This window comes from Gracilibacillus saliphilus (assembly GCF_010994085.1).
In the GTDB taxonomy this organism is placed as follows: Bacteria; Bacillota; Bacilli; order Bacillales; family Amphibacillaceae; genus Gracilibacillus; species Gracilibacillus lacisalsi.
Window position 1 is genome coordinate 23,549 of record NZ_WJEB01000002.1, and the last position, 13,348, is coordinate 36,896.

Annotated in this window: 11 protein-coding genes; 6 read left to right on the plus strand and 5 right to left on the minus strand. The window is 36.1% G+C overall.

What is annotated here, in order from left to right; genetic code table 11:
- The first annotated feature begins 11 nt into the window (after window positions 1–11).
- The 6 genes from GHT08_RS04385 to GHT08_RS04410 all read left to right on the plus strand — a co-directional run bounded on the left by GHT08_RS04385 (window position 12) and on the right by GHT08_RS04410 (window position 7,345).
- Window positions 12–1,493, plus strand: coding sequence for a rhamnulokinase (locus tag GHT08_RS04385; protein WP_163580145.1), 1,482 nt, complete (start codon window positions 12–14; stop codon window positions 1,491–1,493).
- Between the two features lie 15 nt (window positions 1,494–1,508).
- Window positions 1,509–3,293 carry an L-fucose isomerase gene (locus GHT08_RS04390; RefSeq protein WP_163580148.1) on the plus strand — a complete coding sequence of 595 codons (1,785 nt, stop codon included), beginning with the start codon at window positions 1,509–1,511 and terminating at the stop codon, window positions 3,291–3,293.
- A gap of 437 nt (window positions 3,294–3,730) precedes the next feature.
- Entirely contained in the window at window positions 3,731–4,261 is a 531-nt protein-coding gene (locus tag GHT08_RS04395) for a sigma-70 family RNA polymerase sigma factor (protein ID WP_163580151.1), read from the plus strand.
- The gene (locus GHT08_RS04400) at window positions 4,254–5,834 is read left to right on the plus strand and encodes a helix-turn-helix domain-containing protein (protein ID WP_163580153.1); all 1,581 of its coding nucleotides are present in this window, start codon (window positions 4,254–4,256) and stop codon (window positions 5,832–5,834) included. Before GHT08_RS04395 ends, GHT08_RS04400 begins: the two co-directional genes overlap by 8 nt.
- A gap of 151 nt (window positions 5,835–5,985) precedes the next feature.
- Complete coding sequence (locus GHT08_RS04405; protein WP_163580154.1) at window positions 5,986–6,483, plus strand: kinase; 498 nt, start codon at window positions 5,986–5,988, stop codon at window positions 6,481–6,483.
- 304 nt (window positions 6,484–6,787) lie between these two features.
- Window positions 6,788–7,345, plus strand: a complete 558-nt coding sequence (locus tag GHT08_RS04410; RefSeq protein ID WP_163580156.1) for a CBO0543 family protein — start codon at window positions 6,788–6,790, stop codon at window positions 7,343–7,345.
- Window positions 7,346–7,380: 35 nt separating this feature from the next.
- On the opposite strand, the gene GHT08_RS04415 is transcribed toward GHT08_RS04410, so the two are convergent.
- The 5 genes from GHT08_RS04415 to GHT08_RS04435 all read right to left on the minus strand — a co-directional run bounded on the left by GHT08_RS04415 (window position 7,381) and on the right by GHT08_RS04435 (window position 13,144).
- Window positions 7,381–8,052, minus strand: coding sequence for an ABC transporter ATP-binding protein (locus GHT08_RS04415; RefSeq protein ID WP_163580158.1), 672 nt, complete (start codon window positions 8,050–8,052; stop codon window positions 7,381–7,383).
- Window positions 8,045–9,166 carry an ABC transporter permease gene (locus GHT08_RS04420; RefSeq protein WP_163580160.1) on the minus strand — a complete coding sequence of 374 codons (1,122 nt, stop codon included), beginning with the start codon at window positions 9,164–9,166 and terminating at the stop codon, window positions 8,045–8,047. Before GHT08_RS04420 ends, GHT08_RS04415 begins: the two co-directional genes overlap by 8 nt.
- Window positions 9,163–10,389 carry an ABC transporter permease gene (locus GHT08_RS04425; protein WP_163580162.1) on the minus strand — a complete coding sequence of 409 codons (1,227 nt, stop codon included), beginning with the start codon at window positions 10,387–10,389 and terminating at the stop codon, window positions 9,163–9,165. The genes GHT08_RS04420 and GHT08_RS04425 overlap by 4 nt, the downstream gene beginning before the upstream one ends.
- A 30-nt stretch (window positions 10,390–10,419) precedes the next feature.
- Window positions 10,420–11,988: a DUF6583 family protein gene (locus tag GHT08_RS04430; protein WP_163580163.1), complete on the minus strand. Its 1,569-nt coding sequence runs from the start codon at window positions 11,986–11,988 to the stop codon at window positions 10,420–10,422.
- Between the two features lie 421 nt (window positions 11,989–12,409).
- The gene (locus tag GHT08_RS04435; RefSeq protein ID WP_163580565.1) at window positions 12,410–13,144 is read right to left on the minus strand and encodes an NAD-dependent epimerase/dehydratase family protein; all 735 of its coding nucleotides are present in this window, start codon (window positions 13,142–13,144) and stop codon (window positions 12,410–12,412) included.
- Window positions 13,145–13,348 lie beyond the last annotated feature (204 nt).

A 13,348-nucleotide genomic window follows, 5' to 3' on the forward strand; every position in this document is an offset into this window, starting at 1 on the left:
GGAGGAGTTGTATGAAGAAAGTCTGGGCATTTGATATAGGTGCCTCTAATGGAAGGTTAATGTTAAATAGCTTTGATGGAGAGAAGATGTATTTAGAAGAAATATATCGATTTCCAAACCACCCTATTCACATAACCAATCATTACTACTGGGATATTTTAAGTATTTTTTCTGAAATGAAGAAGGGCATACAAGTAAGTGTTCAACAAGGTCATGACAAAGTCGAAAGTCTGGGAATTGACACTTGGGGAGTTGATTTCGGCTTACTATCAAAAACAGGAGAACTACTAGCAAACCCCTATAGTTATCGCAATCCTCAGAATGCAAAAGGGATGGAGGATGCATTACAACATATTACATCAGAAGAGTTATTTAGACAGACTGGTGTGGAGACAGCGCCAATTAATACCGTCTTCCAATTATATACGATAAAACAGCAGAATCCGGCATTATTAGAAAGCGCGGACACGTTACTATTAACACCGAATCTATTAGCCTATTTATTTTGTGGGAAAAAAAATAATGAATTTACCATTAGTTCTACCACCCAAATGCTGAGAGCAGGAACAACAGAGTGGGAAACGGATATTTTAAAGAGATTAGGCATATCCAGGGATTTATTGGCACCTGTTAAACAGCCGCTAACGATTGCTGGTGATACATTGTCATCCATTCATAAAGAATTACAAATCGATCCTGTAAAAGTAATCAATGTAGCAGGTCATGATACAGCAAGTGCATTGGCAGCACTTCCGTTAGAAGACGATCAGTCCGTGTTTATGAGCTGTGGTACATGGGTGTTAATCGGTGTTCCAGTTGATCAGCCAGTGACACAAGATAAGGCAATGCAGTGGGGTTTTACCAATGAAGGGACGATAGAAGGGAAGTATCGATTGCAAAAAAATAATATGGGCATGTGGTTATTGCAACAGTGTCGTGTCATATGGGAACGAGAAGGGATCGATACAGATTTTGAAAAAGAAAACTATCTGTTTGAAGAAGCAGAACCCTTTCGTTCCGTTATTAACCCAGATGATCCAAGGTTCTTTAATCCAGAAAATATGATTATGGAAATTCAACTCTATTGCCAAGAGACATCCCAACCTATCCCGACAACGCAAGGTGAAATGATTAGATGCATTTTAGAGAGTTTAGCAATGAAATACAATTGGGTGATTAATAGATTAGAAAAATTAACTTCAAAAAAATTAAAGCGCATTCATATGGGAGGCGGTGCCATTCGCAACAAAAAATTATGTCAGTTAACGGCAAATGCGACAAATCGAGAAGTTGTTGCAGGGCCTGTTGAGGCTAGTTCCATTGGCAATGCGATTGGCCAATGGATTGCTTTAGGAGAGATAGAAAACATGAAGCAAGCAAGAGAAATTGTCCAACATTCATTTTCTGTCCAACATTATCAACCAACCAAGTCATCAAGCTGGCAATCTGCTTATGAACGCTTTGTACATTTGGTTGACGAGACATCATCTTAACAAGGAGGAATATACATGACAAGACAAAGATTATTCGGGGATATGCCCAAGATAGGAATTCGCCCGACAATTGATGGCCGAAGAAAAGGTGTGCGCGAGTCATTAGAAGAAAAAACAATGAACATGGCAAAGGCTGTGGCACAATTGTTATCGGAAAACATGAACTATAATAATGGTGCTCCGATTGAGACGGTTATTGCAGATACTTGCATTGGTGGTGTAGCAGAAGCAGCCCAAGCAAAAGCAAAATTTGATAAGGAAAATGTTGGCGTGACCATTACCGTTACACCTTGTTGGTGCTATGGATCTGAAACAATGGATATGGATTCGAGAAGGCCAAATGCGATATGGGGATTTAATGGCACAGAGCGTCCGGGCGCAGTTTATTTAGCAGCTGTGTTGGCGGCACATAATCAGAAAGGGATTCCCGCCTTCGGTATTTATGGAAGAGACGTTCAAGATATTGGTGACAATACCATTCCAGAAGATGTTCAGGAAAAGATTCTTCGCTTTGCTAAGGCAGGTATTGCAGTAGCTATGCTCAAAGATAAATCCTACTTATCTATTGGATCTGTTTCCATGGGTATTGCAGGCAGTATGGTAGATGAGGACTTTTTCCAGGATTACTTAGGTATGCGTAATGAATATGTCGATATGAGCGAGCTTACCCGTCGTATCAATGAAGAAATTTATGATAAAGAAGAATTTGAGAAGGCGTATAACTGGGTGAAGCACAATTGTAAAATAGGCTCTGACACAAATGCGCAAGAAAATCAGCGGACAGCAGAACAAAAAGAAGAAGATTTAAAGAAGAATATTAAAATGACTATCATTACAAGAGACTTGATGGAAGGTAATTCGAAATTAGCGGAATTAGGATATGAAGAAGAAGCAATGGGCCGAAATGCTATTTTCTCCGGTTTCCAAGGTCAACGTCAATGGACAGATCACTTTCCGAATGGTGATTTTATGGAGGCGATTCTCAATTCCTCCTTTGATTGGAATGGTATTCGCGCTCCGTATATAGTAGCGACAGAAAACGACACCTTAAATGCTGTTACCATGCTATTTGGACACTTATTAACTAATACGGCTCAAGTTTTTGCCGATGTAAGAACGTATTGGAGTCCTGATGCAGTGCAAAGAGTGGCGAATCATCAACTGGAAGGAAGAGCAAGCAAAGGAATAATTCACTTGTTAAACTCAGGGTCTGCTGCCTTAGATGGTACTGGGGAGCAGGAAATCGACGGTAAACCTGCCATGAAACAATTCTGGGAGATTACAGACGAAGAAGTAAACAAATGCTTGCAAGCAACACAATGGCGACCGGCTAATACAGAGTATTTCAGAGGTGGAGGATTCTCGAGTAATTTTAAATCAAAAGGAGCTATGCCAGTCACTATTGCACGTGTAAACCTTGTGAAGGGATTAGGACCTGTACTACAAATTGCTGAGGGTTATACCGTTGATTTACCGGATAACGTTCATGAAATATTAAACAATCGTACAGACCCAACATGGCCAACAACCTGGTTTGTTCCGAACCTGACAGGAGAAGGCGCATTTCGCGATGTGTACACGGTGATGAATAACTGGGGTGCTAACCATTGTTCGATGAGTTACGGCCATATTGGAGTGGATTTAATTACACTTGCTTCGATGCTACGTATTCCAGTCAATATGCATAATGTTGCGGAAGAAAAAATATTTAGACCAAGTGCATGGAATATGTTTGGTACAAATGACATAGAAGGAGCGGATTACCGGGCGTGTCAAACATATGGGCCGTTATATAAGTAGGTAGCTATTAAAAAATATAGGTTTGAATCGTTTATTTAAAGATTGCCGTTTTGGTTAAAGTTATGTTGTTTAAGCCCCCCCCTTTGGAAATCTCAAAGGGGGTTAAACTTTATATTCATGGTAAAATAAATATAAAATTTTTGAAATAATAATTTAACCAAAAGTGAAAGGTTAGCTTAATTTAATATTAAGAAAGGTAAGCTCTACTTCTTGAGTAGGTTAACTTGGATGACTTATTAATATTAAGGTGAGAGTGCATTTAATTAAATAATGCACTTTTTTACTTGTTAGATTCTGAAGCTTATATTTCAATAAGTTATTAACTGACTGTACTTGAAATGTTTTATTGGATATAAATATATAAGATTTATACAACCAATTGTACATAGCATCGTCTAAATAGTAAAAGGATATAGAGATTGAAGAAGGGAGTACCTATGTGGAATCAAGATGATCAAGGGGTAGATGAATTATTAGAGTGGTTAATGAATGAATATGGCCAGAGCATAACACGACTGGCATTTACTTACACTAAGCAGAATCATACAGCTGAAGATATTGCCCAAGAAGTATTCATAAAGTGTTACCGTAAGTTGGATGAGTTTCGTCATGAATCCTCTTATAAAACATGGCTATATAGTATAACGGTTAATCTTTGTAAGGATAAACTTAAAAGTTGGTCATTTCGAAATATAATATTTTCAGATCTATTACCAACTAAGGCGAAACTCATGGAAACACCAGAATCACAGCTTTTAAATTTCGAAAATAATAGAATGCTAGCTGATCAGATTTTTTCACTACCATTAAAGTATAGAGAAGTAATTATTCTATACTACTATGAGGAACTATCTTATAACGAAGTTTCTGACTTGTTAAAAATAAAGATTTCTACTGTTAAGTCCAGATTACATAGAGCTCGGCTCTTATTGAAACATAAGCTAGAAAGGAGCATATCTAATGGATAATATGTTCAGCAATCTAAAGGAGAAGATGAATGGAACCATTTTAAAAGATGTTGAATTTAGTGAAAAAAGCAAGGATAAAGTTAGAAAGGCCATAAGAAGTTCAAAAAGCAGGAAAAAATATATTATACATCCAAAGTTGAATTATATTTTAAGTTTATCAGTAAGTTGTATACTAATTCTTGGTTTAGGTTATTTTAGTCTAAGTAAGTTGGACGATGTAGGTGATAAACAAATAGCTGAAAACAGCGAACGCAGTCTTACAACTAAATCCGAAAACAATGAAAAAGCTCCTAACAACTTAAATGAAGGTATTTATACACCTCCTGAAAAAAAAGAATATTACGATGATATGACGAAAGAAGAAATACTGACCAAAATGTTAAATACGCCCGATTACTTTCAGACTGTCGTTGGTAAGTTTGAACAACGTAATATCTATAATGATGGAACCGGTACTGATGAGTATGTTGATTATGAAATAAGTATTGAAAATGAGATTGGAGGACATGTATCATTTGTGAATAAATCATTAGAAGGTGAAACTGTCCAGGAAAATATTAGTGTGTACAATGATCGTCAACAATGGGATATTGACCTTATTACTAATAGTTATCTAGAAAGAAACTATAATCAGAAAGAATTTCAACCTGTCTCCATTGAAGAAGTATTACCATTAGACTCTAATCAACTTTATGACAAACTTTTAGATATATATGATTGGCAAGAGCCACCAGTTTGGGTAGCGGGTGTATCATTATTCCCTTTTTATAAGACAGTTCAATATTTGGAAGACGTAGAGCAATGGGATATTGAAAAACAAAATGAAGAACTGTTAGGACATAATACTGTTGTCTTATATGGGAGTGTTGGAGATAAAGTTGACCGAATGAAGAATGTTGATACTTTTAGGTTTTGGGTTGATAAAGATACAGGGATCTTAGCTAAATATGAGGAATATGATTCAAATGGGAATATTACGGGTTACTTATATCCGGAAAAACTAGAAGTAAACGCTTCTATTAACCTCGATGAATTCAGTCCGAATTTAGATGGACTTTCGAAAGAGGAACAGCCAGAAACAATTGATGAAGATTCGGGTGAAGAGGATATTGAAATCTTGGAACATGCTGATTATTATAAGGACGAAGTAAATGAAGTGCTACAAACATTAAGACAAAATATTGATTTCCTTTATGAATTTACGGGTCAAGATTTTGATTTATACGCAACAAGCTTTGAAAGATATAAGGATTTTAATCATGCCTATTTAACCTATAGTTATAAGAAAGATCCAAATGAAGATGGCTCTGGAACTAGACTTTTATATGTACGTTCCTACCACAAAGATTCGGTTACTCGATCATGGGGTGAATTCGACACAAATAAAGGAGAGCGATTAGACACGTTTACTACTAATGATATAGATTGGAAAATGTACGAGTTGGACCGTCCAAAAGGTGCTCATTTTGTTGGTTCTTCAAATGATTATAAATATGAGGTAGTTAGTCAAGATATTTCTGCAGAAGAAACTAAAACCCTTCTAGAGTCTTTTAAAAAAAGTGTGATAGATTAATTCCTAGAGTTAGAAGAGGGTCAAAAAGTAAACAAGATTCTCACCTTTTTCTTATGAGAAAAAGGTGAGAATTTCTTTGTTATATACGTTAGTATTGAAGAGTAGAGATTATTGGATTAAAAAGCTAGTGAGAGGTATGTAGGGGGATAATATGGAATCAAAGCTCATAATTATACGAGGAAACTCTGGAAGTGGAAAAACAACGACTGCCAAAAATCTTCAAAGTCATTTGGGGCGTGGAACGCTCTTGGTTTCTCAGGATACAGTTCGTCGTGAAATGCTGAAAGTTCACGATAGAGATGGGAATCTTTCCATTGATTTGATTCAACAGATCGCTGAATATGGTAAAAATAACTGTGAATTTGTTATTGTAGAAGGAATCTTGTATAAACCTCGTTATGGTGAAATGTTGCATAACTTAATCGAGTTCTTTAATCAAAAGATATATACTTATTATTTTGATTTATCCTTTAAAGAAACAGTCAAGCGTCACAATTCTAGTCCAAAAAAGATGGAATTTGGAGAAGAATCTTTGTGTTCCTGGTGGAAGCCAAATGATTATCTGGGCGTGGACGGAGAAATGATACTGACTGATGAGATGTTACAAGACGATGTGTTGAAACTGATTTTAAATCAACTGCAAAAGTAATTATCCCCAATTTGTTTTAAAAATGGGTAGGTTAAAGAGCAAAAAAAGAGTAGTTTGCTGCGGCGTTTCTTCCAATGAAGAAACGCCTTTTAATATGAAGTGAAAAGGCTTTTATGGAAAACACATATTCGGAAAACCAAGAGGATATAAGTATAAATTTATCAGAATTTCAAAAGCTATTATGACAAAAAGGGTTTATTAATGGCTCAAATGAATGTATGTTATTAGCTGCTTTTTCAGTAAATGGTATATAGTTTGCGGTCGAAGGAAAAATAAATTGCCATTGCCGATAAGGAGGAATATCATGACTTATCCATCTTTTGGAGAGATCTTAGATTTACAGTACAAATTAGTTGATTTTAGAAAGAGATATTGGATTGAACATGATTTATTTACGTGGCAATGGTGGCTATTACTATTTATGTTCATTGTTCCATGGATCATTTGGTACAAGGTAATTCCAAAAGAAAAGAAAGCCGAAGGTTTATCATACGGTCTTTTATTAGCAGCATTGGCCAGTCAATTAGATGAATTAGGAATTAATTTAGGAGCATGGGCTTATTTATACCAGCTAACACAATTAAACAAAGGCTTGAATCCTTATAACTTTTCTTTTATTCCAGTAGCTTATATGATTGTTTATTACTATTTCCCTAAGTGGAAGCATTTTATTATAGGTAATGTAGGTATTGCTGTATTAGCTGCATTTATAACAGAACCTATATTAACCAAAATGGGAATTTATAAAACATTTTATTGGAAATCGATGTACTCATTTCCTATTTATATTCTTCTCCCGATAATTTTTCGATTTCTCCTGTATTATATACTCGAAAATAACAAACGAGAAAACGCAACATAGATGTATCATTAGTTCGTATAAAAAAGAGGCAGGTTTTAAAAGGAAAGAACCTCTTTATCTGCCTCTTGCAATAAATTTTTATAGAAAGAATCTTCACCAATCGTAATTACTCGATCACACAGTTCTTGTATTTCATCCATATCGTGTGATGTATATATAATCGTTTTGTTATGGTCAGTTGCTTGCTTTCGCAAATAAGCGCCGATTTCTTTACGGGACTTTAAATCTATCCCTACTGTCGGTTCATCCAGCAACAATAAGGATGGATCATGAATTAAACTTATTGCTAAATTAAGCTTCCGTTTCATGCCACCTGATAAATTCTTCACAGGTTCTTTCCATCGGTCTAAATTCATATCCTGACCGATTTCCTTTAATTGAGCGTTAGATTTCTTAGTCCACGATAATTTTTCAAAGAAAGTCATATTTTCTTCTACTGTAAGCTGTTCCCAAACAGCAATATCTTGTGGGACAAAGCCAATTTGTTTGCGTATCTTTGCCTTTTCTCTTTGGTAATTTCGTTGACCTAGAAGGATTTCTCCTGAAGTCGGCTTCATCGTTGTAGCCAATATTTGAAGCAACGTAGATTTACCAGCTCCGTTTTCACCAACTAATCCTACTATTTCACCCTGAGTGATGTTGAAAGATAAATTGTCTAGTATCGTTTTTTTATGAAAACTTTTATTTAATCCTTCTACCTTAAGCATATTTTCTCTCCTCTCGTACATACCAAATCGCCATACCAATGATACAAAAGCCGAGCCAGCCAATGGTCCAATCGCCAGTTAAGAAGCGGTATAACGGGTTGAAGAGATTGATCCAGCCTCCAATATTTCCGATGCCTCCAAATGGTAATACTGTACCACTGATCACAATCAGCACAAGTGTCCATATAATGGCGGCAACATAACTGAAATAGGCATTCCTTATCATGCTTACAAATAAAAAGGCAAACAAACAGACCATAATCCGAAATGATACGAGTGATAAGATATTGATCGTTTCCTGATAAAGCGAGTAAAAAATAACCGCGGTTACCAAATCAATAATGACTAGCACCACTATATAAACCAATACATTTACAAGCATATATGTTGGGTATTTTATTTTCATAAACGGAAAGCGAACAGCGACACTTGCTTTTCTTTCGTTGATAACCCAATCGAAAATGAAGATCGTGATTAGTAGGCTTGCAAATGCCCATACCATCCAGGGATTCCATTGGACACCTGAGTTATCTGTCAGGTCTGAATCACCATGATAACGAAATTGGTTTTGTAATAAATCTTCTTCTATTTGAATTTCTCTGGACTTTGCAATGATTTCCTCGATCGACCAATTTTGTTCACTACTTAATTGCGTTTCTAAATGAATAACGGTGTTGGCCGCTTTAATCCGCCCTGTTTCTTGTTGAATGATCGATACTATCATCTCTTTTACAGGGGTGTAGGCAAAAGAACGATCTGAATAATAACTTTTTAATAGGTTTCTTCTGTTTCCGCTCTGCAGATTGTCTTCATAACCTTGTCGAATAATAAATACACTATCTAGTTCATGTTGCTCTAATTTTCGTATTGCTTCTCTTTCTGATAGTTGGAAAGCAGAAACAAGGGAGGAGTCGTTAATTTCTTCCAATAGCGCAAAGGCTGATTCTGACTCTTCCTCTAACACCATTCCGATTGGAACTCTGAAATCATCTTGTACCGTTTCGGCAGTGGAAAGAAATCCAATTGCGATCAGTATCGGAAGTAAGATCCAGAAACTAAGGCTCATCCATTGTTTTTTTAGTAGCAGGAAGCGTGTGTAAATAATTTCTTTCACTTATGAACACGCTCCTTTCCGAATGAGTATATAGCCAGTAGTAACCCGCCAATAATCGCTGCCAAGAGTAATGGTTGTAATTCCGCATAGAACCGACCATTTAAGATAATTTGTTCCATCCAATAAAAAGATTGATGAGAAAAACTAATGGAAAAATAATCTTCCAAGTAGATAGGAAAATATATTTTCGGAATAATGGCGCCACTAAATAAGATGGTGATTCCGGTGAATAATGTCTGCACCAAGACTGTTAATTTCGAAGATGAAATCAACCAATCTATGAGAATGATACATTGTAAAAAGATGATACTGTGTAACAGTAGTAACAAACTAATTCGGATATAGTTCTCCCCAGTAATGATTACTTCGTCAAAGAAATATGGAAGAAAAGCGAAGGAGAGGGCAGCCCAAACTGCCGTTACTAAAAGGGACACGATACCACTTGCTATAGCTTGCTGGAGATCGGTAACACCATAGAGTTTCATCCGTTGTCTCATTCTTAAGCTGTTATCTTGGTGTAACATCGTATAAATAATAAATAACCAGATTGTTACTAGAGTAAACCAGCCTGCTAAACTAAAATAAAGAATTGGCGAAGCAGTTGCGTTATTTGTGACTTGATCCTCTCTTACTACTTGGTCACTGCCTAGTACATAAAAGAAATAATCGGTGAATTGTTCAAATAATAAGGTGTTTCTTTCTTCATTATCCATATTTAATTGCTTTGCATAATGATTTATCGTCAGAATGTTTGCCTGGGAACCTCGAATATGCCGGGTAACAGTCTCGACTAATTCATTAATAAGCTGGCTCTCAACTGGTTGCTTGGGGTTGCCAATAATCGAAAGTTGAGACCGTTCTCCGTCCATTAGTTTTTGAAAGAAATGATCTGGAAACATAATATAGGAACTGAGTTGGTTGTTTTCGATAGCTTCGATAGCTTGTGTTTCTTCAACTTTCTCCATAGCAATATGATTGCCGAGCTGTGAAGATTCTTCTAGTAATTCGACAATCATTTCTGTTTCCTCTGATTGGTCAAGATCGACAAGTCCGACTTCTATAGTATCTGTGCTTGTCACATCTAACATGGAAATCACAGTGAGTGCTAACAATCCGATGAGTATAATCGGAGACAGCAAAAGAAGAGGAAGTGATAACCACTTCCTCCCGAGTTGGATCAGATTATTTTTTGTAAACAAGGCTATATGTTTAAGAGATTGCATGTATGCCACCTACTTTATTTACAAAATCAATTAGAAACCACCTGGTCCCATCATATTCCCCATCCATAATTCAAACTGATTCGCTACATCAGTTTCAAAGTACTCGATAATTTCATCTCCGCTCATATCGCTTAAATTCTGTACTTGTTCAGGGTTAGGAATCTCTACCTGATCAATCGTTGAACCTTCTTCCGTAACGTAAATGGATAATGCATCTTGATTAAGGGTATATCCATCTTCTGCATATAAGGTATGGTCTACGGTCATTTGGTCTTCTTCATATTGAGCTTCACCTAGCCAATGAATAGTAAACATTTGCAAACCTTGCTCTTCAAAAGAAAGACTGTGTTCAAAGTTTTTACTACCTTCCCCTTGAGTACTTTGGTTTGATTCAATTGTAAAAGCTACGTCAGCAGCGGTAAGTGTAATCGTATCATTTGTTTCTCCGTCATTTTCAGCAAAATCCGCCTGAATATTAACGGTTTCTTCGGATGAGCCATCACTTACTGTAAATACATAGTCAATGACTTGATCTCCGTCCGTTATCTCATTAATTCCATCTATGTTGAACGCTGCTGTTTCTCCCTCATGTTCAACTGCTAAGGATAACTCTCTTTTGACAATGATATCATCTTCAACCCAAATCGTAGAGTTAAAACCATCTGGAAGTGTTAAGTCATCTACACTAGCAGATGCTTCCTCCATAGCTGTTACAAACTCTTCTTCAAAAGTAGCCATTTCATCTTCTGCTAATTCCATTTCAGCAAAACTCATATAAGAAGCTTGATCAACGATAATTTCTCTTAGTCTTTCATCTTCTGCCATTTTATCAAACACGTTTTTCAGGAGTGATTTAGTTTCTTCTTCAGATAAGCTAAAAGAAATTTTGTCGGCATTTACACTGTTGTCGCCTACTGTTACTTCTTCTGATGTTGCTTCAAATGCATCTTCTGGAAGTTCATCATATAGATAATCTACATATTCTTCTTTCATGTAGTCGATATCTTCTGTTGGGATTGGGTTTTCATTGAAAAGTGTACTGAAATCAAAGCTTTCTTCCCCGGAAAATGTAACAGGGTCTATCTCCTGTAAGATCCTTCCGAGATCATCACCATTTAGTTGAATGATATTATCTAAGAATGGCAAACCAACATATAAGTCATTGTTATCAATATATGCTTCAAGTCCACTTATTTCAACACCAGCCATTCCAGCGGAAATATTTGCCGATGATACTTTGTTCTCTTTATCCAAGGCTGCTTCAACCGTAATATTAGCATTGTTGATCATTTGGTCAAAACCCATTCCAGCCATGCTCGGGTCATTCATTTGTCCTGTTATTTCATAAACCGATTCGATAGCATGTTCATCGGTATGGTCTTTCCAAGCAAGTTCCTCTTCAAATCTTGATTCGAACGTTTCTTGTAGCTGTTCTATTGTGTTCTTCTCGGCCAAGAAATAGTCTTCTTTAGCAGAAGTATTTAGAAAAGCTTGAACTGTCACAATGCCTGCTATCAGTATAATCGCAACACCTGCGATTATTGGTATCCATTTACTTTTCTTCTGTTTCACTTCTTCTTGTTGTACTGCTTCCTGCATTAAATGTTCCCCCTCAATGAATGAATCTACAATTTTATATCTATAACTCATTGTTATTTGTTTAAAAAATATTCATAGAGACCTAGAATGAAAGTGCCAGAGTCATAGAAAAAATTGCATACAAATTATAAAATACCATGCCATTACATAATTATCCATACTTTCGACATTAATAGACATTAAAGGGTAATATAGTTTCAACTCTGATTACTCCCGGAAAAGTATTATTGATCGTAAATACCTAAACTAACCGTTAGACTTAGGTATTTCGGATTAAACAACGAAGCATAACATTCAAATATATAGGGGATAACCCTCATACTCGCAACTATTACTAACAGTCTGTTTTTCCCCACTTCAAGCTTCAAGTACACAAGGAAGTTAGGTGGGGAAAACACACGCACTCACCCAAAACTTGGTTTCACTTTATTATTCTTTTTGGCGAATATCCAAGCTCTTCTATAGCATTGGATATATCCCAAGGTTTGTCAGGGTTATTGGATACTCCGTAGTAAGTACCAAAGTTTACTTTTGCTTCAATTGCAGCCGAAAAAAGCTCGACAAGATCCTTTTTTGATAACAAGGTTCGTGTTAAACGATCATTCTCTTTTAAAGCATCTTGTTCATTTTGGGCTGGTACAGAGCCAATCCTAATATTAATAATAGATAAGTCGGAATCCAGAGAAAAGATAAAGCCAGCTTGTTCCGAAGCAATTTTCAATACACCATACAATCCCTTAGAATATGGATAATCATTCGTTGTGATTTCGCGTTGCAGTTTGGAGTAGCCATTTTCCTCATAATAATCCGTAACATGATTACTACTGGCAAAAATAACCTTAGGTATCCGGAATTCTTTTGCAATTAACATAATATAATAGGTTGCTTTAAAAAAGACGTCTGTCATTTGGTCAAACACTTCAACGGGTTCAATGGCATGAGCAGTATCTATTCGGAGCAGGTTGATAATAACATCTGTATCCTTGGGGATTGTGGAAAGGAGCTCGTCATAATTAGTAGCATCCACGTAGTGATTTGTTGCTGTATTATTCTGAATATGTTTGTCCAAAACTAGAACATCATAGCTATGCTGTAGCCCTTCAACAAGGATATCACCAACTGTACCTGATCCTCCGATAATGGTAATTTTCTTCAACATCATCATATCCTTTCTGATCTTTCTTATCAGTAGTCTAGCTCTTTTTTTAGTGAAGATACATGTTCTTGATCAAAATTGTTGTTTATTTCATTCATAATATGGCTACATATGCGCTGGATTAAGGGGTACAGTCATTTACATTGATTATAAAAAGCAATTTCAGACAAAAAGCAATCAATCATATTATAGAAGGATGAAAAG